This is a genomic window from Colwellia sp. D2M02 (assembly GCF_018860755.1).
In the GTDB taxonomy this organism is placed as follows: Bacteria; Pseudomonadota; Gammaproteobacteria; order Enterobacterales; family Alteromonadaceae; genus Colwellia; species Colwellia asteriadis.
Map to the genome: position 1 here is coordinate 27,016 of NZ_JAHKPW010000064.1, position 24,946 is coordinate 51,961.

The window sequence follows — 24,946 nt, forward strand, 5'->3', positions numbered from 1 at the left end:
TAACGAGATAAATATATCACGAGCATCTGTTTATGTTCAGTGCTTATCGTAAATATATTTCAGCCTAATAGAGTCTACGTTAAGCAGAGTGAATTTATTAGGTGGAATATGTAATTTAACTGTTATGTTGCTCGAGTGTTTCGACGAATGTTTCGCATACATTATTTAACCTGAACCAGGTTTAAAAGATATTTAGCAAAATTGTCGCTTACTAGACGTTAAACTGGTTATTCGCAAAGTTAATCAGCGCTTCACCCACTAACGCTTTACGCCAGCCACTAAGCAATTCCACAGTGGACTCTAGCTCTTGAGCACGGTTTAGGTTGAAATGCCATGTTAAAAACTGATTTATTTGCTTTTTAGAGGCTAAGCACTCAAGCGGAATATGATGTAATTCACTTTGCTGGGTAATAAAGGTTTTAACTTTCTTAAAAATTTGTTTGTAACCGGGGTAGTCATCTAAACGCTTTATTTTTTCGGGGTATGAATTAACGTCACTGTGCTCGGCTTGTTTTAACACAGCCAGCATAGCCTTACCTTGATGGCGTACATCAAGTACTTCAGCCCCTTCAATTTTTTGCATCGCTTGCAAACTATCAGGGTTACTTTGTGCTACGGCCATTAACGTTGTGTCTTTCACCACAAAACCTAACGGTAAGTCACGACTTTTGGCTTGTTGATAGCGCCACTGACAAAGAAACTTTAAGGTATTAAGTTGTTTGGTATTTAAACGCCAGTTCATTTTCATATTAAGATAAAGCTGGCTATCATCAATAGGCGTGAATTTCTTATCAATTAAAGATTGCGTTTCTTGTTGGGCTATTTCTACATAACCCGCTTGTGTTAACGCTGCCAATAACTTGGGGTATAAGGCAAACAAGTGCTCAACATCAGCGCCAGCATAAGATAACTGCTTTGCTGTTAAGGGTCTTTTGGTCCAATCGGTTCGTGATTCTGATTTATCAAGTTCAAGATCAAGGAAGTGTTTAACCATAGCAGCATAGCCCATAGATAGACCATGTCCTAAAAATGACATCATAATTTGGCTATCAATCAAGTTAACCGGTTTACAGTTACCTGAGGTTAAAAACACTTCTAAATCTTCAGATCCAGCATGGAGCACTTTAGTTATTTTTTCATTACGCATTAATTGCCAAAATGGTGATAAATCGGCGATTGCGATCGGGTCTATCAAAGCAACCACATTACCATCAGATACTTGTAACAGTCCTAGCTTAGCGTACAAAGTCCGTGTACGAACAAACTCAGTATCAACAGCAAGCAATGGAGCCGCTGATAGTTGTTCACATAATTCATTTAATTCGCGTTGGTTTTCAATTAACTGATAAGGCATGTAATAGTATTTCTAATGGTAATAATGAGAATTAACAAAGTGCTATTTATGGCGACGACGAGTACTTTGACTTTGTCTTTGTTGATGCTTTTTAACTGAGCGACGAATACGACGACTTTTAGCGTTATCCATCGCTTTTTCGTCAACTTTTACCTTACTTTGTGTTTCAGGCGTTAAGTTAACCAGCTTACGATAATAGTTTACATCTTTTAAGCCAAGTTCTTTCCAACCACCTAAAGGCAGTTGACGTTGCATTTCCATGTCGCCATAACGGACACGAATTAATCGGCTAACCTGTACTTCTTGGCTCTCCCATAAACGACGTACTTCGCGGTTACGTCCTTCAGATAACACTACATGAAACCAGTGATTACGGCCTTCACCACCACGGTAGGTGATTTTTTGAAAACGTGCAGGACCATCATCTAAAGTAACACCTGTTCGTAAGGTTTGTAACATCGCTTCGTTAATTTCACCAAACACACGTACCGCGTATTCACGCTCTACTTTTTGAGATGGGTGCATTAAACGGTTTGCCAATTCGCCATCGGTAGTAAATAACAGCATACCCGAGGTGTTAATATCTAAACGGCCAACCGCAACCCAGCGCCCAGTTTCTAATGGTGGCAGACGATCAAAAACCGTAGGTCGACCTTCAGGGTCTTTACGCGTACACATTTCACCTTCAGGTTTGTTGTAAATAAGTACGCGACAAATATCATCACTTTGTGCCGTTAGTTTTACTAAGTGACCATCAATTCTTATTTGCTCTGTACCTTTGATACGATCGCCTAGAAACGCTGATTTACCGTCAACACTGACACGGCCTTCGGTTATCATTGTTTCTAATTCACGACGTGAGCCTTTACCGGCTCGAGCGAGGACTTTTTGAATTTTTTCTGAATCGGTGTTTGAAGCCGTTTGAAAATTTACCTTAACTGGCTTTGGCGCAACTTTTTTACCTTGTTGGCCATTTTTTCCCACTAACTTTTTAGCCGCGCCTTTAACAGTACCTTTTTTAGCGGTAGTGTTTTTATCACTGCCGCGTTTGCCGTACTTGTTATCAGCAGCGTTGTTTTTATCTGCTTTATTTTTACTTGCGTTATCTTTATTTGCTTTTTGCTTATCAACAGCCATGCTATTTTCTCGATTACGTCAGTAGTGGCTCCCTTGAAGCTTACTTCTGACTCATTTATTGGTGTATTGCTAATCACTCACCTTAATGAGCGAAAAACGCAATACGATAGTTGAATAAGGTTATTCAAACGGCGACGGATCACCTTCACCAACTCGAATAATTTCAATATCGTCATTAGAAAAATCTATGACTGTAGTTGGGTGCTCACCTAAATGACCACCATCAATAATTAAATCAACACTGTGTTCTAATAAATCTCGTATTTGCTCAGGATCAAACTCAGCCATAGTTTGGCCTGGCATAATTAAACTGGTAGACATTATAGGCTCTGCCAGTTCACTCAACAAGGCTTGTGCAATGGTATTATTAGGAACTCGAATACCTATGGTTTTCTTTTTTGGGTTTAACAAGCGCTTAGGTACTTCTTTGCTACCTTTAAAAATAAAGGTATAAGCTCCAGGGGTATTGTTTTTAAGTAACCTAAAAGCACTATTATCAACACGCGTATATTCTGAGATTTGTGATAAGTCTTTGCAGACTAGAGTAAAGTTATGCTCTTTATCGATATCTCGAATACGACAAAGTCGCTCTAGTGCTTTTTTATCACCTAAGTGACAGCCAAGTGCATAGCCAGAATCGGTAGGATAAACCACCACGCCCCCCTGATTAATGATCTCTGCGGCTTGCTTCATTAAGCGCCCTTGCGGATTATCAGGATGTACATAAAAAAATTGACTCATGATAGTTTCCTTTTCTTTTTAATGATAATTAGCGCGAATACTGCTTTCATATTATTTATCGGTAAAATTAACATTAATGCCATAGCGCCCAAATAGGTTTAGCACCCACTGGCATAGTTAAATTGCGCCCTAAATCACTCCACTTACTTGGGTAATGAAAATCAGAGCCCATCGATGCGTATAAATTGTATTCTAAACAATATTCTAGCATTTTTTTTCGCTGTTCAGGTGACATCTGTGGTAAAACCACCTCTAAGCCATCACCATTGGCATGGGTAAAATCAACGATTAAGCGCCTGAGCCACTTAGCCGATAAATCATAACGTATGGGATGCGCCATCACCGCAGTACCGCCTGCGGCATGAATAACACGCACCGCCTCTTCAATACTACACCAGTTAGGTTTAACGTAAGCTCGCTGTCCCTTAGAGCCTTTTTTACCAATATACTTGTCAAATGCCTGTTGCATATTACTAACATGGCCTTGCTGATAAAGCACCTTAGCAAAGTGCGCGCGAGTAATAGAGCCTTTGCCTGCCAATGCTTTAGCATCATCGTAAATGTTAGGAAAGCCACATTTTGCGAGTTTTTCACCCATAGTGGTCGCACGTAACTCACGAGCCGCTTGTTGGTCGCTAATTAATTGTGTGAGTTCGTTATTGCTTTTATCGATATTCAAACCAACAATGTGAATTTCAAACCCTTGCCACGCGGTAGATATTTCAATGCCGTGAATGAGTTTTAGTGGAACATTTTTTTCTGCAATATAATTATCAGCTATATCAAGTGCAGCTACCGTATCGTGATCGGTAATCGCTAGCACATCAATTTGATAGTTCTGTGCCCTATCTATTAAGCTCTGTGGCGACAATCCGCCATCTGAGCAATTAGTGTGGCTATGTAAATCAATACGTTTATGCGCATAGCCTTGGGTTTCAATGATCAAATGTGGGAAATCAATGGTTGACAGTAGCGCCATAATATTGTCTTCTATAGGAATTAAAGCTTATCTAGATGATTCTAGGCAGTACCTATAAGTTTACTGATAAGTGCATTATAAAGATACAAGCAAAAGGTTATTCTTAGATGAAAACAGCAATTAACATGACAATGTGGTGGTGGCATAACTCAACATAATACGGGTTGTGATAATTGCGTGTATCTATAAATAAGATAAAACACATTACCAAAAAACCCGCCCTATTAGCGGGTTTTTTACTTTTTAGCATTAGCGATAACAATACGAGAAAAACAATGAACAAAACAAAAACATGGTTTATTTGGTGGCTTTTGCCAATTTATGCAGGATGACAACGCCCCAATTTACATAATTTAGAAGAAAAATATCATGAATATAGAAACCATTACCGATAGCGCACGCTATCAAAGTGATCCACTGAGTGTTTATCAATTATTATGTCACAACAAAGATCATAATATTTTACTCGAGTCAGCTGAAATAGATAAAAAGCATTTACTAAAGAGCTTATTATTAACCGATGCCGCCGTAAAAATAGTTTGTCATGGTAATACTGTGACCTTATCAGCACTTTCTTTAAACGGTCAAGTTGCCATTGCTTTTGCCGAGCAACAATTACAAGCTTATGGCGATGCAATTCTTAAGAATCACTTATCAAATAACAAACAAACGTTAACCGTTACCTTTGCCGCTGTACCTAACGAGTTAGATGAAAAAGAGCGCTTAAACGCGGTCAACTCATTACACAGTTTACGCCTCTTTAATCAATGCATTACTGCCCAAAGCCACCCTTTCGCTGTATTTCTTGGTGGCGCTTTTGCTTTTGATTTAATGGCAATTGCTGAAGACTTACCAGAGGTTAACGAGGGCGAAAATACTTGCCCAGACTTTGTTTATTATTTAGCCGAAACGTTAGTGGTTATAGATCATGAAAAACAAAGTACAGAAGTGATCGGTAATATTTTTAGCCAACAGCCGTCAAATAGCGAGTCAGCTAACAGCAGCGACTTAAACCAGCAATGCGAACAACAAATTAAAACCCGTTTAGCACAAATAACGGCAGCCTTAAGCCATGATATTTCAACAGAGCAAGTAAAATCTCTGAACGTGTTGATTAATCAAGTTGTTGATGAAAACACGACAGTACCTGAGTTAACCGTTGATATTAGTGATGATGCTTATTGTCAAATTGTTGAAAAACTCAAAGAAAACATTCGCGCCGGTGATATTTTTCAAGTAGTGCCCTCTCGCACTTTTACTTTACCTTGTTATAACCCGATTACCGCTTATCAAGCGTTAAAGTTAAGTAACCCAAGCCCTTACATGTTCTACCTTAAAGACAGTGATTTTTGTATTTTTGGTGCATCGCCAGAGTCGGCCATAAAGTACCAATCAAGCAACCGACAAGTTGAAATTTACCCAATTGCGGGTACACGTTCACGTGGCTTTGATAGCCAAGGCAATATCTCTTTAGACTTAGATAGCCGTATTGAATTAGAACTACGCCAAGATAAAAAAGAATCCGCTGAGCACATTATGCTTGTTGATTTAGCACGTAATGACATTGCTCGAGTATCGCAGCCTGGTACGCGCTATGTTGCCGATTTATTAAAAGTAGACCGTTATTCTCATGTTATGCATTTGGTGTCACGTGTTTGTGGTACTTTGCAAACAGAGCTTGACGCATTGCACGCATACCAAGCCTGTATGAATATGGGCACATTATCTGGCGCACCTAAAGTTAAAGCCACGTCATTAATACGCGAAGTGGAAGGCAAACGACGCGGCAGTTATGGCGGCGCTGTAGGTTACCTTACCGGCACTGGTGAAATGGATACCTGTATTGTTATTCGTTCTGCGTTTGTTAAAAATAATATGGCGCAAGTACAAGCTGGCGCTGGCGTTGTTTATGACTCAGACCCTATCAGCGAAGCGAATGAAACCAGACAAAAAGCACAAGCGGTACTTAACGCCATTAAGTTAGCCAACCAAGAAAGTGTTGCTAGCTCAAAAAATATCACGACGACCCCTACTAAGGAGCATGCTCATGACTAAGCTTTTCATGCTCGATAACCTTGACTCGTTCACGTATAACTTAGTTGATGAATTTCATTGTTTAGGTTTCGAGCTTAACGTTTATCGCAATACCCTAAGCGCAGATTTCATTTACCATAAAATGCTAGAACATACTAAAAACACCGGTGAGCCCGTAATGTTAGTGTTATCTCCAGGCCCTGGAGAGCCTAAAAACGCTGGTTGTTTAATGGCGCTTATTGCTTTATGTGCAGGTAAAATACCCATGCTAGGTATTTGTTTAGGTCACCAAGCCCTAATCGAACATTACGGCGGTAGAGTTGATCGCGCTGAGGAAATTGTTCATGGCAAAGCCTCAAATATTGAACATAGTGCAAGTGGCGCTTTTAAAGGTATTCAAAACCCATTACCGGTTGCCCGTTACCATTCACTGGTTGGTAAAGAAATCCCCACCAGCTTAAATGTTATTGCTCACTATCAAGATATGTGTATGGCAATTAGTAATGAAAATGACGCCGTGTTAGCGTTTCAGTTTCACCCTGAGTCTATTCTTACCACCTTTGGTAGTACGCTTTTAGCACAAAGCATTGAACATTTATTAGCTTTGCAAAGCACGCTTAACAGCCCCTTTTTAACTAAAACGAATAACGAGGTAGCTCATGGCTCAGCATAACCTACTTGCGGCTTTAGTCGATGGTCAAAATTTAACGCAAGCACAAACCACTGCTTTTTTTGAGCAAGTTCTCCAAGGAAATATTGACCCCGCCTTACTGGCCAGTGTATTAACAGCGCTAAAAATAAAAGGTGAAGTACCTGCTGAAATTGCCGGCGCTGCAATGGCAATTAGAGAGGCTGCTACTTCTTTTCCAAACCGTGATAGCAATATTACCGTAGCTGACTGCGTTGGTACTGGTGGTGATGGCGCTAACACTATTAACATTTCAACTACCGCCGCTATTCTAGCTGCAGCCTGTGGTATTAAAGTCGCAAAGCACGGTAATAGAAGTGTTTCAAGTATGTCTGGCTCTGCCGACTTGCTTGAAGCGTTTGGTGTAAACCTAAACATGAGTCCTGAAACAGCCAATAGCTGTTTAACCGAAACCAACTTATGTTTTTTATATGCTCCCGCTTATCATTCTGGCTTTAAATATGCCGCGCCAGTACGTAAAAGCATGGGAATTCGTACCTTATTTAATATTTTAGGACCGTTAGTTAACCCGTCTAAGCCTGATATTATGTTACTTGGTGTTTACACGCCTGAGTTATTAGAGCCTATCGCGCAAGCACTTTTATTAACCGGCGTTAAACGTGCCTTTGTTGTTTATGGTAGTGGTTTAGATGAAATAGCTTTACACGGTGAGACTCAAGCCATTGAAATAAAAGCAGGTGAATTAATTCATCGCCGCTTTTCTCCTGATGATTTTGGTTTAGCACAATACTCATTGGAAGATATCAAAGGTGGCAGTCCACAAGAAAACGCCCAAACAATTAAAGCCATTTTATCGGGACAAGGAGAAGCCGCCCATAATGCTGCGGTAATTATCAACTGTGCCGCTTTACTCTACTTACACGATAAAGCCGACTCTTTAGCTGCTGCAGCACAATTAGCAAGCAATGTTTTAGCGTCAGGCCAAGGTTTAAATACATTAATGGCAATGGTTAACTTATCAAATTCAGCCCAATATCAAGTGACCGAGGGAGCGAAATAAGCACATGGCAAATATTTTAGAAAAAATAGTACTAGACAAGCGTATTGAAATTGACGCTTTAAAAAAAGCAAAGCCGTTAGCCAGCTTTATAGATGCGCTTCAACCAACAACCAAAGATATGTATGCGGCGCTTAAACGTACACCAGAAAAACCTGAAGCGGGGTTTATTTTAGAGTGTAAAAAAGCATCACCATCAAAAGGGCTTATTCGTCCTGATTTTGATGTGAAGTCTATTTGCCAAACTTATGATAAATACGCCGCGGCTATTTCAGTATTAACCGATGAGAAGTATTTTCAAGGTAACTTTGATTATTTAGCCTTAGTGACCCAAACCGTTACTTGCCCCGTACTAAATAAAGACTTTTTCATTGACCCTTATCAGGTTTATTTAGCCCGACATTACGGCGCTGATGCTGTATTACTGATGTTAAGTGTGTTGTCTGATGAAGAATATACCACGCTCGCTAATGTAGCAGCGCAATATAACTTAGCAGTACTGACTGAAATATCGAATGAAGAAGAACGAGACCGTGCTATTGCCTTAGGCGCTAAAATGATTGGTATTAACAACCGTGATTTACGTGACTTAAGTACCGATATTAGCCGCACTTTCGACTTTGCGCCAACACTACCTGATGAATGCATTATTATTTCAGAATCAGGTATTTATAATAATGCGCAAGTGCGAGAACTTGCTCCTGCGGTTGATGGTTTTTTAGTGGGTAGCTCGTTAATGGCAATGGATAACAACCCATTTAACGACATTGACTTAGCTTGTCGAAAACTCATTTTTGGTAATAACAAAGTATGCGGTCTCACTAATATCACGGATATTGAAAATGTTGCTAATGCAGGTGCACGTTATGGCGGATTAATTTTTGCTGAAAAATCACCCCGTGCCATTAACAAAGCACAAGCATTAGCCATTATTGACGCCAAACCACAACTTGAATATGTGGGTATATTTGTGAATCACGAACCAAGTGAGATCATAGATTTAGCTCAAAGCCTAAATTTAAGCGCTGTTCAACTACATGGTAGTGAAGATGAACATTATATCGCAGCATTACGAACGGCTTTAAATGACAATAACTGCCAATTATGTGAAATATGGCAAGCAAGTGCTGTAACCTCTGATGTGCCCACGCTAAACGCGACCGTTCCTCATCATGTGTTAGACGGTAAAAGCCCAGGTAGCGGACAAGCGTTTGACTGGCAAGTGTTAGCACAAAGCACACAAGACTTATCTACCAGTTTATTAGCCGGTGGATTAAATAGCGATAATATTGACTTAGCTCTGGCTCAGTTAACACATTTAGATTTATTTGGCCTAGATATCAACTCAGGTGTTGAAACTAGCCCTGGCGTAAAATCAAACGAAAAACTACAACAAGTTTTTTCGCGCATAAGGAATTATTAAGATGACTCAAGAAACCCAAAGCACAGGTGCAACTAGCACTATTCCTAAAGAAACCCTACCTGCCTATTTTGGTGAGTTTGGCGGCATGTATGTGGGTGAACTATTAGTACCGGCATTAGAGCAACTTGAACAAGCATTTATTGAATCGCAAACTGACGAAGAGTTTTTAACCGAGTTCAATAACTTACTCACTAAATACGCTGGTCGCCCAACACCATTAACCTGTTGTCGTAATATTGTTAAAAACCCTTTAGCAAAAATCTATTTAAAACGTGAAGATTTATTACACGGTGGTGCACACAAAACTAACCAAGTATTAGGTCAAGCCCTATTAGCAAAACGCATGGGAAAAACAGAAATAATTGCTGAAACGGGTGCGGGTCAACATGGTGTTGCAACCGCAATTGCTTGCTCGTTATTAGGGCTAAAATGTAAAGTGTATATGGGCGCTGTTGATTGTGAGCGTCAACAACCTAATGTATTTCGAATGAAGTTAATGGGCGCTGAAGTTATTCCTGTAACTGCAGGCTCTGGTACTTTAAAAGATGCCGTTAATGAAGCACTACGTGATTGGTCTGCCAATTACGAAAAAGCGCATTACTTACTCGGTACTGCAGCTGGCCCTCACCCGTTTCCAACCATAGTACGCGAGTTTCAAAAAATGATTGGTGAAGAAGCTAAAGTACAATTATTAGCTGAGGAAGGTCGCTTACCTGATTACGTTATTGCTGCGGTAGGCGGAGGCTCTAACGCTATTGGTATGTTCAATGACTTTATTCATGAAGAAGGAGTTAAGCTTATTGGCGTTGAAGCCGGTGGTAAAGGCATTAACACCAAAGAGCATGGCGCAACACTAGTTGCTGGCACTAAAGGTATGTTGCATGGTAATTACACTTACATTATGCAAGATAAGTACGGACAAATTGAAGAGTCTTACTCTATATCAGCTGGGCTTGATTACCCCGCAGTAGGCCCACAACATGCCTACTTAAAAGAAACCGATCGAGCACAGTATGTGCCAATTAATGATGATGAAGCACTTGATGCATTTCAAGCATTAGCTAAAAGCGAAGGTATTATTCCTGCGCTAGAGTCATCTCACGCACTCGCTCAAGCATTAAAAATGGCAGAGCAAGCAACCACAGAAACTATTTACTTGGTTAACTTATCAGGGCGAGGCGATAAAGATTTAGCTCATGTGCATGCCATATTATCTCCTGAAACAGCAGAGCAAGGCGCCGTAAAACATAGAGGTGAAGCGTAATGAATAATTCAACACAACATAATGATGCCACTTGTCGCTATCAAGCATCGTTTTCAGCATTACGCGAAAAAAATGAAAAAGCGTTTATTCCTTTTGTTACCATTGGTGATCCTAATGCAGAGCAATCACTTGCGGTGATTAAAACCTTAATTGATGCAGGTGCTGATGCGCTTGAACTAGGTATTCCTTTTTCAGACCCAAGTGCTGATGGCATAACAATACAAATGGCAGCATTACGCGCCTTAGGCGCTGGTATGAATACCGACGGCTGTATTGAAATAATTAAGCAAGTTAGAGCCTATGCACCACACATCCCTATTGGTTTACTATTGTATGGCAACCTTGTTTTTGCTCGTGGCATAGATAATTTTTATCGAGATATGAGTGAAGCAGGCGTTGACTCGGTTTTAATTGCCGACTTACCAATAAGAGAGAGCTTACCGTTTAGAAAAGCGGCATTAGCACACAATATTGCGCCTATTTTTATTGCCCCACCCAATGCTAGTAGCGACACATTAAAGGAAGTCGCTTCTTTTTCACGTGGTTATACCTATGTGTTAAGCCGTGCTGGCGTAACAGGGGTTAATGTACAGTCAACACAAGCAGCACCTGCAGCCGACAACCTCATTGCTGCGTTAACACAATATCGCGCAGCACCACCTGTGATTGGTTTTGGGATATCAACTCCTGAGCAAGTTAAAGCCGCACTCCTTGCTGGTGCTTCAGGTGCTATTAGCGGCTCAGCTGTGGTTAAAATAATTGAAGATAATTTACATGACAATCAACAGATGCTAACTCAACTACATAGTTTTGTCACAAACATGAAAGCAGCGACTAAAAGTAGTTAACCTGAATAGGGTTAGTTAATACTTTTTAAGCTCAGCAAAAAGGAGTCTTGGTACTCCTTTTTGCTATCTATACGTAAACCTACCAACGATTAATCGGCTAAATTTTTTTCCCAAAACTGATTCGCTATAGCACATTAAGCAACCTAAACGTTAAGAACGTAATGACTAATGTTAGTAAGGTGAAAACAAGCGCCAGTATATAATAACCTACCCGCTGCAGCTTTATTTTATAGCGTTTAAAGCGTGAAGCTTGCTCACCCGTTAAATCAGGAAAATCATTAAATACAACCGTAATAGTATGAACAAGTAACAACCATAAACATAAAAGAAAGCTCAACACGGTATGCGTATCACCGATACTTTCACTTTTCAAAGCGGGTATAAATTGCGTAATTAAAAATACAATAAGTACCATTAGTAATAAATGAACTAATCGCAGGTATGGATGTAATTGTTGCGCTATTTTAGAGAAAAGTATCAACATAGTGTTATCACGGTAACATAGCCTAAAAACCAGAGCTTAGGTTAAGATATTTAATAACATACTAATATCAAAAGCACAGAAAAAACATAAAAAAAATGCGACTCAAAGAGTCGCATTTCTGTATCTAGCTTATATAGCGCATCCTGCACTTATATTTATATTCTCATTTCTTCCTTGAATACAATCCTTGTAACTCCTTAAATATATATCCCTAAGTAAGTCATCCTAAACTTATGTCTTCCTGACCTTGATAATCCTTATCAAGCTACATCCTTGTTTAGTTTTCCCTATAGCATCCTGCTATTAGACTTCATCCATAAAGTCTTCCTTTAAACCTGTCTCAGTTAGTTACCTAAATGAGTAAAGCATCCTGCTTTAGGTTTTCCTTAAGTTTACTATTCCGTAACATCCTTATTGCTTCGTCCCGAAGTATCCTTGGCATCCATTTTATTGCCTTGCTTAATCATTAAGCGTTATACTTTCCAAGTATTTTCCATTTGTAGTAACAACATCCCCGTAGCTACTATCTCATCCATGACAGCGTATTGCTTTAAGGCTTCCTGCCCTATGTCTTCCTGACATGATTAATATTACACTTAAAATTTATGGTTAGTAGTAACCAGAATAAAATTATTTAGATGTAACATAAGTGCAACTTTCAATAAAAAATAAAAAGCCTTTAAAATCATAACAGTAAATAATTAAGCTTCTATTTTACAGCGACAATTGCCATGATATCGCACATCACTGTGAGACATGTCTTACAAAAAAAATAGCACATATGCCGATAACGTTTTAAGTGAGTGTGGGAATTATCCTTTGTTTCTGGAATTTTGATACCCTTCTGGATTTTTCAGACCTGTTTAACCTGCATATGCACTAACGTTACAGATGATTACTGTGTGTATTCACAGGTTAAATTTATATCCTAGAATTAACTCAATTGAAGCCGCTTGTGTGTGGGTTTCAGTTTGAAAATAAAAATCAAATATAAGTAGTTCCAAAAACTCTTAGATATCTTTGAATGTAACTAATTATAAAATATAGATTTATGTGATAATATTTTTTATTCTAACTTTATCTAGATAATACTTCTCCTTATGAATCAGCCCCTTTACCTTAAGCGTACACTTGTTAGTGATGACCAAAGATATACTGAGGCTAGCTTATTAAAGGCGTCTAAGTACATTATCGTTTTGGCTGAACCTGGGGCTGGTAAGACTGAACTTATAAAAAGCTTGGCTAAACAGTTAACAGTTAAAGAAGTTACAGCAAATGTATTTCGTCACAGAGCTTCTAATCAATCGAATAAAGCTCTTGTAATTGATGCTTTTGATGAGTTATCAAAAATAGATCAATCAGGTATTTACCAATTACTTGCTAATGCTTCAGAAATTAACCCAAGTCACATAGTCATATCAAGTAGGTCCAGTGAATGGAATACCTCTACAACAAATATGTTTGAAGAGTTTTTTGGTAAAAAGCCTGTCATTGCTAGGCTGTGCGAATTTAATGAGTCAGAACAACAAAATATTTTTTTCCATCATACCTCTCAAGATGATTTTGTTGAATTTAAGGCAGAAGTTACCCGATTTTCTTTAGATCCACTTTTACCTAACCCACAGTTTCTAAAGTTGTTTGCAGATGCTTATATTGAAAGTAATGGTCATTTTACGGATAAGCGCTCTATTTTCACCCAAGCCATTACTCATTTAGCGAAAGAGACTAATCAAAGTGTAAGACCAAGCCCTAAGTTCTCAACTAAGAATAAAGTAGACATTTCATCCGAAATATTTGCAAAAATCCTATTATCCGGTTCAGAGGGAGTAGGAATCAGTGAAGTTAATGAAAGTAGGATGTACCCCATACTTGGTTCGTTATTGAACACTAGCGATTTAGATGTAAGTAGTCTTTTGGCAACACGCCTTTTTAAACCAGGAGACAATATAGATCAGCATAGACCCGTTCATAAAATAGTTGCTGAATACTGTGCTGCTGATTACCTAGTTAAGCGTATTCTTATGCCATCAGACCCTTTAACTATCTCTCAATGTGTGTCTATTATTGCACCTAACTTAACAGTGAGAGATGAGTTGCGTGGACTACTTGGTTGGATGGCATCCTTGGGTAATAAATTAATAGAAGAGACTATAATTGAACTTGATCCCTATGCAGTGCTAGCAAACGGGGATCCTTCTCAACTAGAACCATCATCAAAACGACTTCTATTATCAAAGTTAAAAGAAATTGAAGCTAGTGACCCTTATTTTCGACGGAATGATGCATGGCGAAAATTCAATGTTGTGGGCTTTTTTACGCATGAAGTTATAGAAGATCTCAAGCCAATTATCTCCGGTGAAAGTGATGGTAATTTACGAGATTTATTACTTGAACTATTAGCTGGAACTAAAGAATTAAAATGGCTAGAAGCAGAGTTGCGTCAGATTATTTTAGATCCTAATGAAAATAAAAACACAAGGATGTTAGCTAATACCTGTGCGCTAGGTTTGGATGCCTATGACTTTCATTCCGACTTAAAGCATTTGATTGTAGAAGGTACATACTCTTCTTTAGCTATAGCAGCTGATATTATCAAATATTATGACCCTGAAAAGTTCACTTCTACTGAATTAGAAGACTTCTTTAATAGTTGCGCTAACTTATATCCAAGTTATAAAAAAGGTTTTGAGCGAACCATAGGGCGCCGTTACTTCATTAATGGGTTAGTGTCCTGCTTGAGTTTACAGACTACCGAAGCGCTTTTAAATTCCTTAAGCAAAGGCTTGGCTTGCACCTGCGGAAAAAGAGCGTTTGAATGTGATTGCCGAACAGGAATAAGTAAAATTATTGGTCACTTGTTAGATCGTTACTTTGAAGTAGCTAAACCACCTCATGACCCATTACAGATTTGGCAATGGGTTAAAAGTTTAAATTTTCATGGACGAAATAGTACCCGAAAGATAGCTTCGGTAAATTATTTGCGCGAAGATAATTGCTTACGCCAAGGTATTATTACTCATGTATTTGGTGAGCTGACTGACCGTAAACAGATTTCTCAAACCAGGTGGACAAAATTCACAAGCCGAGAGTCACATGCCGGACTTGCTTTTAAAATTGAAGATTATCAGTTCATCGTCGATTTAGCGTTTGAACGTGATAATACTGAACTATGGGCGAACTTTATAGAGTTCCATAGATACCATCACCACTCAGAACACAAAGATCCTAATAACCTACGTTGTCACATGCGAAAGCAAGCACTTTTAAAGCCAAAGTTTATGGCTAAATGGGCCTCATTAAATAGACAATATGATATACAAATTAAGAATGATGATCGCCAGTGGGGCTTAAGGCATCGTAGAGGCGTTAAGCGCTATGAAAAAAAAGAGCATGCTGTTCACACTGAGAACATAAAGTACATTAATGAAAATCATGATCTAGTTGAAGGTGGTCGTCATTGGGGGTATTTAGTTCGTTTTTCAGAATGTATCCTAAACAGACCTGAGGAGATAAATAATAACTTTGGTGATGAAAATATTGTTCGAAACTCCTTGAGAAATTGTTTTGATTTTATTGAACCTGAAGTTCCTAACATACAAGAACTTGCTGTAAGAAAATGTTCACCTTATTTCTATAATATTGAAATCATAGTTGTAGCAGCTTGTATAGAAACCATGCGTTTAAATGGTAATTTAAACAGTATAAAACATTTATTCTTAGTAGCTCTGAAAACATATTTTAACATTAGCTACTCTGGTGTTAGTGAAAATGAAATGAGTGCATTGAAAGCCGAAGTAGATCGGTTAATCTTTCCTAATGTCAATTCGGCTGAAATATTCCTTCGTCAATATGTTGAACCTCAGTTAGCAGAAATAAGTTGTACTCATCCTACTGTAGACTTACTACAATACGACAATGTATTTAACCCATTACAGGCTACCTTATCTATAGAATGGCTTAATCGTTTCGATGAACTTGGGTTGTACACATTGAGTTCGCTTTTTGAAATTGCAGCACAGCATGGTGATCGCGAAGAGTTAAATAACATAATCCTTAAACGTTGTTCTCAACTATTATCAGAGTATCTTCAGCCTAAAAATCATGACTTATTTTCACAAAGATGTAAATTTTGGTTTGTTCGAGCTTGTTATTTTTTAAATCGAGAGGAGGCTGAACCTTACTTTAATTGGCTTAAATCTGATAAAGATTCAGTTTTTATATTTCATGAATATTCGAGTCGAATGAATCGAAGCGATCATCCTCATTGGCCAGAGTTAACGTCTCTTAAGCTTGAAGCTATTCTCGAGGCCTTTTTTGATAAATGGCCGAAGGTGTATTTGCCCGGCAGTTGGGGATCAGAATACCCTCCAGAAGAAAAGGCGTATAGGTTCCTTACAGATATTATTTGGAATATAGGTAAAGATGGCCCAGATGAAGCGATACCGGTACTTAATCGACTCTTACTAAAGTCTGATTTTTCTGATATCCATAAAAATTTAAAAAGCATACAAGCAGAACAACTGAGAAAAAAGGCATTGACAAATTTTGAGGCTCCATCAGCCGCGAAAATAGTCGATTTATTAGATAATAATGCCGTGATTACGGTTGAAGGCTTACGACAATTAGTCATTCAAGAATTGCAAAATTATCAAAAAGAAATTGACGGTGGAGAGTTTAACGTTGCAGATCGTTACTATACTAAAGATAAATCATTAAATGATGTACATTTGGATGAGGTACGTTCAGTTCGAATTATTGCAGAGCGCCTTGACACAGTACTTAAACCTCAAAATATTACCATTATACCTGAATTTCAGACTAAAAATCAAAATAGGATTGATTTTATCGCAGCTAAAGTGATTGATGGTAAAAGAAGTTTACTTGTTATTGAAGCTAAGGGGCAGTGGCATCCTGATTTATATTCAGCAGCTTCAACTCAGCTTTATGAGCGATATTCAATTCATCATGATGCAGAGAAACAAGGGGTTTATCTTGTTATTTGGTTTGGTACCGATGTAAAAGTGGCAGCTCGTAAGGCTGGTAATATAACGACTGCAAAAGAGTTAAAAGAGTCAATTGAGAAAACATTACCTTTAGAAATAAGGGGATTTATTGATGTTTTCGTTTTAGATGTATCTCGATCTTGAGCTATTACTTTAGGCGGATTAGTATTGCCTGCTCAGTAATAGTACAATCTAATAGCATTAATTTTATCGAGAATTTTCAAGGTTTCCTCTGTGAATTATAATAATTTAATTTAGATTTTTTCATTAATTGAATAATCTTTGAATGCATAAATAGGGCAAATCTTGCATTGAGCATGCTGAACTCGTTTTTACCAACAACCGTTGTTCGCTCTAAGCTGCCGTTGGGAACAAAGAAGATCAATGTCCGCAATTGGCTATCAGCTGACCTAAAGAATAACCAACAGCTAACTTCCACTAAGCGCACAAAGGCGAAGGCTTATTTATATTTCAATTTACTTATTAAAACCTAAATTTTACTAACCTCTTTCAACTACGTTCCTGCATTTAGGAAATGCACTGAATCCCTAAAACTCATTGCACGCTAAACGAAAATAATGGTTAGTTAACAACTGTAGTAATAGAAAAACGGCTATTGGTTCTGTGAGGTTCATTGGTTATGTTTTTTATGCCAAATAATACATATTAATAACGTAATAAAGCCACTAGCATAAGTCGCATATAAAGGAAATAAAGTGGGTTTATCTTCTGGGTATGGCGAAGTACTCGATAAGATCAAAGCTGCAATAGCTCCAACAATCAACCAAGCAGTTGCTACTTTCGTTTTGTGACTAGGCGCAGTGATATAACCAGATAAAACCACTAAAGAAGCCGCAACTGAGCCAATTATTGGTTTTTTCCAAACTCCCATAAAATCGGCTAGGATACCAGCAGCTATCGCTGAAACTATAAATGTAATAATGACTATTACAAATGAAAAAGCAAAACCTCTTATTTGATTCATGCTCAAATCCACTAAAAATTTAATGCCTTATTATTAATACCTTATTAAGTACAAACAATTTATTGGTTATCACCGCAAAGTGACGCTTAACTGTTAACGTCCATTTTTGTCACTTGTAGTGTGCAACTTACATCAAACCGTTGAAATACAAACATTAAGACTGATGGTCTTTATTTATAAGCGTTACTGACATATAGGCTAACACAGGCAAAATTATTAGCGTTAATAGCTGCGGGGCGTCAAGAATAGCAGATGACAAAATTGCAGAAGCCCATAATAAACTTAAATCGATACCTTTTTTATGACATTTTTTCATCACAGCCTCCAGTTAACCGTTTAAACGAAACACAGTTATCGTAACAGATAAATTTGAAATAACATAAAACACTTCTATCTGCACTTATTAACGCCTACTTTAAACTCTTGTTGCGTGTTTATTTATTGCTATTATTTAAGTCTTGTAATACCAAGTATAACGGCAATTACGCCACCAGCCATTCCCGCCCAAGCCTCAATAGGCGTATCCCCACTTAATGCTCGAGTAACTTGTGAGCTAGCAGAATCATAAATATTGTAACCCCACATAGCTAATGCAACCCCCACAATAATAAGGACTATTCCAATAATTTTGTTATTCATCTCAACTCCTAAAATTTATAAGTGTGCAATTGAGTGCTCCAACTGACTAAACACATAGCTCGCCCCTAAGCGGCTAAAATTAGCCAATTGCATTTACCCTGCTGAATTACTTGCTAGCCGTTTTTACAAATACTCCCGAAAACAACTAACTGTTATTGCTCTAACTAATAGTCACCTAGTTTTTCTGAAAAATTATGAAAATAACATTTTGAGCAATGAAGTACTTTCATCCATTTGATTTAATGATGTTAACCAACACAGTGCGCTTATGTTTATGATAACCGTTAACCAAAAAACAAACCTAAATGTAGCCTTTTTAGATTTATGCCTAAGGGTTTGCTGTGCAATAGCAGCTCCTGGCCAGCCGCCAGCCAGTGCAAGCAAATGCAATGTACTTTCTGGAGTGCGCCAAGCGCCCCTTTTTGCTTTGTTTTTATCATGCGCATATGAAACAAAGCACAGCGTACTCGCGCCTAAATAAAGTAATACTAAATTTATTGGTAAGTAGCCAAAAATTAACGCAACTAAGATAGTCCCTAAAAATAAAACGGCTAAATAAATTGAAAACTTATTCACATGTTTTTCTGCATGACTTGCGGGCTTTTCGCCTGCAAAAGTCGCCTTATCAGCGCAGTAACGCCCTTGTTTATCTTTCGCTATCGAAAATGTGAGAATGTCATTAACTTGAGGCGTGCGTTTTTTATTTGAAAACGCACTTTTATGAATGAAAACATGATCGCCACCACCATTAGGTACAATAAAGCCAAAGCACTTGTCTTCGCTCCATTTTAGTAGCTTGCCTGTTAAACACATAAGTTACTTCGATAACTAACGATGAAAAACATAATGAACTTGTCTTTTGCTGTTTAAGTAACTTATTGTACTAACTCGTTATTACGATAATGTACCATGACAGAGCCAGAGACATTACCAACAGTTACTTCTTTAATGACCTCATAACCAACATTTTCGAAAAATGCTTTAAACTTACCTGAGGTAGCATAAACAGCAACACCTTCGCTATCAGTATGCTCGTCAAGTACAGTATTTACCGCAGCCATTAAGTAATGACCAAAACCGTGTTGCTGATGTAACGGGTGCACCGCAATAAATGACAATAAATGAAAGGTTTTTAATGGCACAGCTTCGAGCACTGTTTGTTCTTTTTGCATCATTTGTTTGGTACTAAAGTAACCAGCACTTAGTAACATTTTTAAACGCCAATGCCAAAAGCGATTAACGCTAAGTGACTCATCTGGACTATTTAAACAAGCAACACCAACCATAGTGTCACCTAAATATAAACCGACCATGGGTTGCTTTGCTTGCCAAAAGGCGTTTAATTCTTCTCGAATTGCCGCGCGTAAACGCTGCTCGTAGTCTTCTTTATCACTATTGAATATATCAAGAAAAACAGGGTCATCATGGTACGCTTGGTATAAAAGCGATGCAGCAAACTTTAAGTCTTCAGCTTTTAAGTAACTCGCTTTTACATCAACACTTTCACTGTCAGCATTGTTGCTTATAACACTTGCTGGTGATTCCATTTCTGTCATGATAACTCCTACTCTACTGGTGGATTAGCTTGATATTTATTAGTTCCACCTTAGCAGCATAACTAAAAACAGGTCAATTGAAATTACAAATAGCCCATACAAAAAAGCATCACTGAAATAGCGATGCTTCACATAGGTTGGGTAAAAATCACGTACTAAGTTGTCTACTCTGCTACGCGTTAAATTTAGCTTTTTTTAAACTCGTCACCATAACCGGTTTTAATTAGCTCACCATTAACAAATTGCAAATAGGTACATTCATCTTTAGTGGTTAAACCATCTTTATGTTTACGTTGGGTTCGGTAATAAAGTACTTTCACTGTTTTTTCATTTTCACTATACGTCTCAGAAAAATCAGCAACACCAAGCTTTTCTTCAATATCAGCAATACTGGCTCCTAAGTTAACCGCCGCAATGTGTTTACGGTTTTTATAAGCTCTGTCTTCACTATCAACAACAAAATCATGGTTAATGCCGTCATCATTAATTTTTACAACACAGCCTGATAGCGAAAATAATAAGGGGGTAGCAGCTAATAATACAAGTACTGTCTTTTTCATGGTTATTCCTTTTATAGTTGTTATCGTTAGTACACTTTCAGTAAAAGCAAAAAAGTTGCCAAAAAACAAACCATTGATATTAAGGGATTTATTGAAAAAACTTCAAAGAGACATGTAACAATTTTAGCTTTTTTAACTAAAATATGGTTATATTGCTTATCACGTAATTATTAATAAACGCCATGACTATTTTTGATGAAATATTAATGTTTGCTAATCAACTTGCTAATGACGGGAAAAAACCAACCGTCGCTTTGGTTAAGGCTAAGTTAAGTCAGCCAGTTCCTTTACCTACGCTGATTAAAACGCTAAAAAGTTGGCAGCATGATCCTAAGTTTATCGCTCCTCCTGCGCAGACGACTCCCCAAGAAAATAAAAAGCATGAAAACGATGACGCAACCAGCAATGCTATTTTAGAAGAACGAATTCAAATAAGTATTAATAAAGCGCTAAGTCATGAGTTAACGCAAATAAGAGAAGAGCTAAGTGAAATGAAGCAAATGATAGCAGAGCTGACTAAAGAGCTAAAATAAAGTAAAGGCGTTTAGTGCATAGCATTCAAACGCCTTTCAATAAACTGCCTTATTGGCTGTAATAATAAAGGCAAAACTAACTGACTGTTAACACATTAGTAAATAAATCAGCTAATGAGTCGGCAATTTTTTTATGAGGTTTACAACCCACCCTTTCTGCCCACACTTCACCAGTTTCATTATCAAGTGAAATAATAATATCTTCTTCGTCGGTTACAGCAAAAAATACCGTTTCAGCTTGTTTTAAACGCTGTTTCATCATGATGTGACCAATAATATTTTCTTGTAGTCGTTCAAAGTCAGCTTCACTCCAAGCAAACAATAACGTTAAGCTACCATCGGCACATTGTGCTTCAATGCTGTCACTAAAGATGGTTGTAAAATAAGTTTTAATATCTTGATGCAATACTAAGTCTAACGCTTGTTCAACATTATTAAATGATAACGGTTTTGCTATTTCCTTCTGCTCTACCAGCTTAGCAATGGCTATTGGCTGCCAACTACAAAGATCATCGGCCAATTTTTCACTGATACAGGGAGACGACCACTGCTCATCAAATTCAGTACTGGGTAATTCGTTATTGTTACGCTCTTGATGTAAAGCAACATGTTGCTCTGCAAATGTAAGTACAGCTTGCGCTAAAGTTGTATTTGATGATGTCATATACGACTAAGATCCTTTAAAATAATACTATAATTGTTAACGGTAGAAGTTTTTATGAGCAAATATGAAAAATCAGCTGCATTAAGCGAGCTAACTTTAGGGAAAGAAACTCAATATAGCAGTGAATATAACCCAGATTTACTGCAAGCAGTACCCCGAAGTTTAAATCGTGATGATTTATCATTAACCGACACAACATTACCTTTTGTTGGTGAGGATGTTTGGTACGGTTATGAACTTTCTTGGCTAAATACCAACGGCAAGCCTGTGGTTGCAGTCGCCGAGTTTAGGTTCCCTTGTACGAGCCCTAACTTAGTTGAGTCGAAATCATTTAAGCTGTATTTAAATAGTTTTAACCAAAGCCGTTTTTCATCAATGGAGCAAGTACAAAAAATTCTCGCTGCTGATTTATCACATACGGCTGGCGAGCAAGCTTCGGTTGCCCTTTTTAGCGTTGATGATTGCCCTAACTTAGCCATTAACCAGGCAAGTAGTTCACTTATTTGTATTGATAATGAAGATATTTCTATGGATGAATATCAATACAATGCACAGTGGTTAACTAATATACAAGCAAGTCATGAGGCTAATGACCAACCTAGTATAAATGAAACGCTTGTAAGCCATTTGCTCAAATCGAACTGCTTAATCACCAACCAACCAGACTGGGCCAGTGTATATATTAGTTATCAGGGTGCTCCATTAAATCACGCACAGTTACTTAAATACTTGATTTCATTTAGACAACATAATGAATTTCATGAACAGTGTATTGAACGTATTTTTTGTGATTTACAAAAGTACGCAAAATTAGAGCAACTTACGGTTTTTGCACGTTATACGCGTCGAGGCGGTTTAGATATAAACCCTTTTAGAAGTACCCATTTAACATCGGCTCCAGCGAATAGAACATTGCGCCAATAGCGTTTATGGTCGAGCAGTTTTAGTTTTAGTTTTAGTTTTAGTTTTAAACAGCTTAAACAAAAAATCCAACCTTTATTAGGTTGGATTTTTTAATTGTAGTTACTCAATTAAGTTTTATTTATTTTTTGTCCTCAGGAAACTCAAGCCCAGTCCACTGAGTAAAAAATGCTTTTTGCTGCTCGTTAGCATTCTCTAATGGAGTTACTTTTAACTTATCTTTAGGCCTTTTAACTAAAGCCAGTGATTTACTCGCTAATACGTCACGTCTAAAAAAGCTAATGTCTACGGTATTCTCATCATTAAAATCAGCTAAGCGCGTTGTGAGATCTTTATCGACTAAACGCAAACCATCAATAGCAATAATAATGTCGTCTAGGGTAAAGCCAGCATCCCATGCAGGGCTATGCTTTTCGACATGCGTTACTTTCAAACCACTATTAACTTGCTCGGTTTTCAGGCCTGTCCAAATTTGTGTTTTTAACTTAGCACCAGCTTTACCATAGCTCATTTGCAAACCCGCTTTTGCTAACAACGCATCAAAATCTATGGCTAATAAACCAGTAATGTTTTGCTGCCACCATGGCTGGTAATTTTCACCGGTCACTTGGTTTAAAATCGCCAAAATATCATTCTCATTGTAACTTTTAGGTATTTTAAACTGTTGATAAAGCTGATTATGCACATTCCGATAACTTTTCGCTAAATTAGTTCGACTTAATATATCAAAGTCGAGTAACCAAGAGGCCAAATAACCCTCAGCATAGATATTAACGCTATGATTATTACCATAGTCTCCGCTTTCATTAATCCATGCATCAAAGCCTGCTTGTGCAATACTTTGGCTATTTCGCCCTGGCTTATGTTGATGTTTGGTAATACGTTTAGCTAAGTCTTCAAAAAACTCTTTTCTGGTTAATAATTTACCGCGTAATAATAGCTGGTATTGCAGGTAACTGGTTGAGCCTTCTGCAAGCCATAATAGGTTGTCGTAGTTCTCTTGTTGATAATCATAAGGAACAAGCCCTTCAGGGCGATACTGCTTAACATTCCAGGTATGAACAAATTCATGCGCGGCGGTAGAAATAAAACCAATATAGTCTTTTCTTGCTGAAAATTTATAGCGAGAACGTTGAATAATGGTTGAGTTTAAATGCTCTGTAGCACCGCGAGCGCCACTTGTGGCGTGTACCATAAAAACATAACGCTTAAATGGATAGCCTTGCCAAATGCTTTTACTCTGCTCAACCATTACCGTTAAATCCTGTAACATTTTTTGAGTATCGTAGTTACCCTCCCCCCAAATAACTAATTCATATTGGCGATTATCAACTTCAAATTCAAAAAATTGATTAATACCGCTTTCAATAGGCGAATCAACAAGTACATCGTAATTTCTAGCGATAAATTGATGATGATTATCACCAAAGTCCAACCCTGAAACACTGCGCCATGCTTTAGGCACTACCATTTGCACGGTATGCTTTTGCGGACGACTTTCCTCGCTATACATCACCACGGTCGAGTTATCAATAAAGGCGTGGCTATCATCAATATGGCGAGTTCTTTTACCTAATTGATTTGCATAAACTTGGTAGGTTACTGTTAGCTTTTTATGTTGGGTGTTATTTATTCGCCAACTATCCTTACTTACTTTTTCCCACAAAAGCGCATTACCTTGCTCATCTTGTGCTGAAAATTTTCTGATACCGTTAGCCAAATTTAAAATTTCATATCTACCTGTGCGCCATGTAGGTAAATAAACGAGTGTATCCTTAGTTTCAGACGCTTTAAACTGAACCTGAACCGTTGCTAAGTGGTGTTCAGGGTTATCAATATTAATCGTAACATTAACCTCAGCATTGACACTGAACGCTATAAGATAAAGAAGTAAGGTGAACAGTAAGCTTTTACATAAAACCATAATAAAATCCTAAGTGGTGGCATGATAAATAATGATTATTCTAGCTTAATTGGAACAATTTTATACGATTAGATAGTAGCGATAGAAAATAATATGACTTTTTCTGCCCCGACATACAATAAAGAGAGCATTTGTGCTTAAATTTGTCTTATACTGTTGAATGTGTGTGAATAAATACTTGATATTAATTT

General features: G+C 37.8%; 22 protein-coding genes. 9 read left to right on the top strand and 13 right to left on the bottom strand.

Features of this window, described 5'->3' with window-relative positions; all coding sequences use genetic code 11:
• Window positions 1-211 precede the first annotated feature (211 nt).
• The 4 genes from rnd to KO495_RS11530 all read right to left on the bottom strand — a co-directional run bounded on the left by rnd (window position 212) and on the right by KO495_RS11530 (window position 4,211).
• Complete coding sequence (gene rnd / locus KO495_RS11515; protein WP_215980557.1) at window positions 212-1,354, bottom strand: ribonuclease D; 1,143 nt, start codon at window positions 1,352-1,354, stop codon at window positions 212-214.
• A gap of 42 nt (window positions 1,355-1,396) precedes the next feature.
• On the bottom strand, window positions 1,397-2,491 hold the full coding sequence (rluB, locus tag KO495_RS11520) for a 23S rRNA pseudouridine(2605) synthase RluB (RefSeq protein ID WP_252738925.1): 1,095 nt from the start codon (window positions 2,489-2,491) through the stop codon (window positions 1,397-1,399).
• A gap of 120 nt (window positions 2,492-2,611) precedes the next feature.
• Window positions 2,612-3,232, bottom strand: a complete 621-nt coding sequence (locus tag KO495_RS11525; RefSeq protein WP_215980558.1) for an L-threonylcarbamoyladenylate synthase — start codon at window positions 3,230-3,232, stop codon at window positions 2,612-2,614.
• Window positions 3,233-3,305: 73 nt separating this feature from the next.
• Window positions 3,306-4,211 (bottom strand): PHP domain-containing protein, encoded by a 906-nt coding sequence (locus KO495_RS11530; RefSeq protein WP_215980559.1) that lies wholly within the window; start codon window positions 4,209-4,211, stop codon window positions 3,306-3,308.
• A gap of 369 nt (window positions 4,212-4,580) precedes the next feature.
• Between KO495_RS11530 and KO495_RS11535 the strand changes: the two genes are divergently transcribed.
• The 6 genes from KO495_RS11535 to trpA are packed head-to-tail and all read left to right on the top strand — an operon-like array spanning window position 4,581 to window position 11,486.
• Window positions 4,581-6,266, top strand: a complete 1,686-nt coding sequence (locus KO495_RS11535) for an anthranilate synthase component 1 (RefSeq protein ID WP_215980560.1) — start codon at window positions 4,581-4,583, stop codon at window positions 6,264-6,266.
• Entirely contained in the window at window positions 6,259-6,918 is a 660-nt protein-coding gene (locus KO495_RS11540; protein WP_215980561.1) for an aminodeoxychorismate/anthranilate synthase component II, read from the top strand. Before KO495_RS11535 ends, KO495_RS11540 begins: the two co-directional genes overlap by 8 nt.
• Window positions 6,905-7,954 (top strand): anthranilate phosphoribosyltransferase, encoded by a 1,050-nt coding sequence (trpD, locus tag KO495_RS11545; RefSeq protein ID WP_215980562.1) that lies wholly within the window; start codon window positions 6,905-6,907, stop codon window positions 7,952-7,954. Before KO495_RS11540 ends, trpD begins: the two co-directional genes overlap by 14 nt.
• Window positions 7,955-7,958: 4 nt before the next feature.
• Entirely contained in the window at window positions 7,959-9,374 is a 1,416-nt protein-coding gene (gene trpCF / locus KO495_RS11550) for a bifunctional indole-3-glycerol-phosphate synthase TrpC/phosphoribosylanthranilate isomerase TrpF (protein ID WP_215980563.1), read from the top strand.
• Between the two features lies 1 nt (window position 9,375).
• Window positions 9,376-10,638, top strand: coding sequence for a tryptophan synthase subunit beta (trpB, locus tag KO495_RS11555; RefSeq protein ID WP_215980564.1), 1,263 nt, complete (start codon window positions 9,376-9,378; stop codon window positions 10,636-10,638).
• Complete coding sequence (gene trpA / locus KO495_RS11560) at window positions 10,638-11,486, top strand: tryptophan synthase subunit alpha (RefSeq protein WP_215980565.1); 849 nt, start codon at window positions 10,638-10,640, stop codon at window positions 11,484-11,486. The genes trpB and trpA overlap by 1 nt, the downstream gene beginning before the upstream one ends.
• 124 nt (window positions 11,487-11,610) lie before the next feature.
• Here the strand turns inward: trpA and KO495_RS11565 are convergent, their stop codons facing one another.
• Window positions 11,611-11,970 carry a hypothetical protein gene (locus KO495_RS11565; protein WP_215980566.1) on the bottom strand — a complete coding sequence of 120 codons (360 nt, stop codon included), beginning with the start codon at window positions 11,968-11,970 and terminating at the stop codon, window positions 11,611-11,613.
• Between the two features lie 1,100 nt (window positions 11,971-13,070).
• On the opposite strand from KO495_RS11565, the gene KO495_RS11570 reads away from it, so the two are divergent.
• Window positions 13,071-17,117: an ATP-binding protein gene (locus KO495_RS11570; RefSeq protein ID WP_215980567.1), complete on the top strand. Its 4,047-nt coding sequence runs from the start codon at window positions 13,071-13,073 to the stop codon at window positions 17,115-17,117.
• A gap of 487 nt (window positions 17,118-17,604) precedes the next feature.
• Here KO495_RS11570 and KO495_RS11575 read toward each other — a convergent pair whose 3' ends face one another.
• The 6 genes from KO495_RS11575 to KO495_RS11600 all read right to left on the bottom strand — a co-directional run bounded on the left by KO495_RS11575 (window position 17,605) and on the right by KO495_RS11600 (window position 20,713).
• Window positions 17,605-17,958 (bottom strand): hypothetical protein, encoded by a 354-nt coding sequence (locus tag KO495_RS11575; RefSeq protein ID WP_215980568.1) that lies wholly within the window; start codon window positions 17,956-17,958, stop codon window positions 17,605-17,607.
• A 154-nt stretch (window positions 17,959-18,112) separates the two neighbouring features.
• Entirely contained in the window at window positions 18,113-18,274 is a 162-nt protein-coding gene (locus KO495_RS11580; RefSeq protein ID WP_215980569.1) for a hypothetical protein, read from the bottom strand.
• 131 nt (window positions 18,275-18,405) lie between these two features.
• A complete protein-coding gene (locus KO495_RS11585; RefSeq protein WP_215980570.1) occupies window positions 18,406-18,597 on the bottom strand; it encodes a DUF3185 family protein in 192 nt (63 codons plus the stop codon).
• Between the two features lie 192 nt (window positions 18,598-18,789).
• Window positions 18,790-19,410: a cold shock and DUF1294 domain-containing protein gene (locus tag KO495_RS11590; protein WP_215980571.1), complete on the bottom strand. Its 621-nt coding sequence runs from the start codon at window positions 19,408-19,410 to the stop codon at window positions 18,790-18,792.
• Between the two features lie 62 nt (window positions 19,411-19,472).
• The gene (locus KO495_RS11595) at window positions 19,473-20,153 is read right to left on the bottom strand and encodes a GNAT family N-acetyltransferase (protein ID WP_215980572.1); all 681 of its coding nucleotides are present in this window, start codon (window positions 20,151-20,153) and stop codon (window positions 19,473-19,475) included.
• Between the two features lie 185 nt (window positions 20,154-20,338).
• On the bottom strand, window positions 20,339-20,713 hold the full coding sequence (locus tag KO495_RS11600; protein ID WP_215980573.1) for a DUF3192 domain-containing protein: 375 nt from the start codon (window positions 20,711-20,713) through the stop codon (window positions 20,339-20,341).
• A 182-nt stretch (window positions 20,714-20,895) separates the two neighbouring features.
• On the opposite strand from KO495_RS11600, the gene KO495_RS11605 reads away from it, so the two are divergent.
• Entirely contained in the window at window positions 20,896-21,246 is a 351-nt protein-coding gene (locus KO495_RS11605) for a hypothetical protein (protein WP_215980574.1), read from the top strand.
• Between the two features lie 76 nt (window positions 21,247-21,322).
• On the opposite strand, the gene syd is transcribed toward KO495_RS11605, so the two are convergent.
• Window positions 21,323-21,910: a SecY-interacting protein gene (gene syd / locus KO495_RS11610; protein WP_215980575.1), complete on the bottom strand. Its 588-nt coding sequence runs from the start codon at window positions 21,908-21,910 to the stop codon at window positions 21,323-21,325.
• Between the two features lie 54 nt (window positions 21,911-21,964).
• On the opposite strand from syd, the gene queF reads away from it, so the two are divergent.
• On the top strand, window positions 21,965-22,834 hold the full coding sequence (gene queF, locus KO495_RS11615; protein WP_215980576.1) for an NADPH-dependent 7-cyano-7-deazaguanine reductase QueF: 870 nt from the start codon (window positions 21,965-21,967) through the stop codon (window positions 22,832-22,834).
• Between the two features lie 118 nt (window positions 22,835-22,952).
• Here the strand turns inward: queF and KO495_RS11620 are convergent, their stop codons facing one another.
• On the bottom strand, window positions 22,953-24,755 hold the full coding sequence (locus KO495_RS11620; protein ID WP_215980577.1) for a PDZ domain-containing protein: 1,803 nt from the start codon (window positions 24,753-24,755) through the stop codon (window positions 22,953-22,955).
• Between the last annotated feature and the right edge of the window lie 191 nt (window positions 24,756-24,946).

Excerpts from the sequence above, each read along its gene's own strand:
- rnd (WP_215980557.1), bottom strand. The coding sequence starts at position 1,354 with ATGCCTTATCAGTTAATTGAAAACCAACGCGAATTAAATGAATTATGT.
- rluB (WP_252738925.1), bottom strand. The coding sequence starts at position 2,491 with ATGGCTGTTGATAAGCAAAAAGCAAATAAAGATAACGCAAGTAAAAAT.
- KO495_RS11525 (WP_215980558.1), bottom strand. The coding sequence starts at position 3,232 with ATGAGTCAATTTTTTTATGTACATCCTGATAATCCGCAAGGGCGCTTA.
- KO495_RS11530 (WP_215980559.1), bottom strand. The coding sequence starts at position 4,211 with ATGGCGCTACTGTCAACCATTGATTTCCCACATTTGATCATTGAAACC.
- KO495_RS11535 (WP_215980560.1), top strand. The coding sequence starts at position 4,581 with ATGAATATAGAAACCATTACCGATAGCGCACGCTATCAAAGTGATCCA.
- KO495_RS11540 (WP_215980561.1), top strand. The coding sequence starts at position 6,259 with ATGACTAAGCTTTTCATGCTCGATAACCTTGACTCGTTCACGTATAAC.
- trpD (WP_215980562.1), top strand. The coding sequence starts at position 6,905 with ATGGCTCAGCATAACCTACTTGCGGCTTTAGTCGATGGTCAAAATTTA.
- trpCF (WP_215980563.1), top strand. The coding sequence starts at position 7,959 with ATGGCAAATATTTTAGAAAAAATAGTACTAGACAAGCGTATTGAAATT.
- trpB (WP_215980564.1), top strand. The coding sequence starts at position 9,376 with ATGACTCAAGAAACCCAAAGCACAGGTGCAACTAGCACTATTCCTAAA.
- trpA (WP_215980565.1), top strand. The coding sequence starts at position 10,638 with ATGAATAATTCAACACAACATAATGATGCCACTTGTCGCTATCAAGCA.
- KO495_RS11565 (WP_215980566.1), bottom strand. The coding sequence starts at position 11,970 with ATGTTGATACTTTTCTCTAAAATAGCGCAACAATTACATCCATACCTG.
- KO495_RS11570 (WP_215980567.1), top strand. The coding sequence starts at position 13,071 with ATGAATCAGCCCCTTTACCTTAAGCGTACACTTGTTAGTGATGACCAA.
- KO495_RS11575 (WP_215980568.1), bottom strand. The coding sequence starts at position 17,958 with ATGAATCAAATAAGAGGTTTTGCTTTTTCATTTGTAATAGTCATTATT.
- KO495_RS11580 (WP_215980569.1), bottom strand. The coding sequence starts at position 18,274 with ATGAAAAAATGTCATAAAAAAGGTATCGATTTAAGTTTATTATGGGCT.
- KO495_RS11585 (WP_215980570.1), bottom strand. The coding sequence starts at position 18,597 with ATGAATAACAAAATTATTGGAATAGTCCTTATTATTGTGGGGGTTGCA.
- KO495_RS11590 (WP_215980571.1), bottom strand. The coding sequence starts at position 19,410 with ATGTGTTTAACAGGCAAGCTACTAAAATGGAGCGAAGACAAGTGCTTT.
- KO495_RS11595 (WP_215980572.1), bottom strand. The coding sequence starts at position 20,153 with ATGACAGAAATGGAATCACCAGCAAGTGTTATAAGCAACAATGCTGAC.
- KO495_RS11600 (WP_215980573.1), bottom strand. The coding sequence starts at position 20,713 with ATGAAAAAGACAGTACTTGTATTATTAGCTGCTACCCCCTTATTATTT.
- KO495_RS11605 (WP_215980574.1), top strand. The coding sequence starts at position 20,896 with ATGACTATTTTTGATGAAATATTAATGTTTGCTAATCAACTTGCTAAT.
- syd (WP_215980575.1), bottom strand. The coding sequence starts at position 21,910 with ATGACATCATCAAATACAACTTTAGCGCAAGCTGTACTTACATTTGCA.
- queF (WP_215980576.1), top strand. The coding sequence starts at position 21,965 with ATGAGCAAATATGAAAAATCAGCTGCATTAAGCGAGCTAACTTTAGGG.
- KO495_RS11620 (WP_215980577.1), bottom strand. The coding sequence starts at position 24,755 with ATGGTTTTATGTAAAAGCTTACTGTTCACCTTACTTCTTTATCTTATA.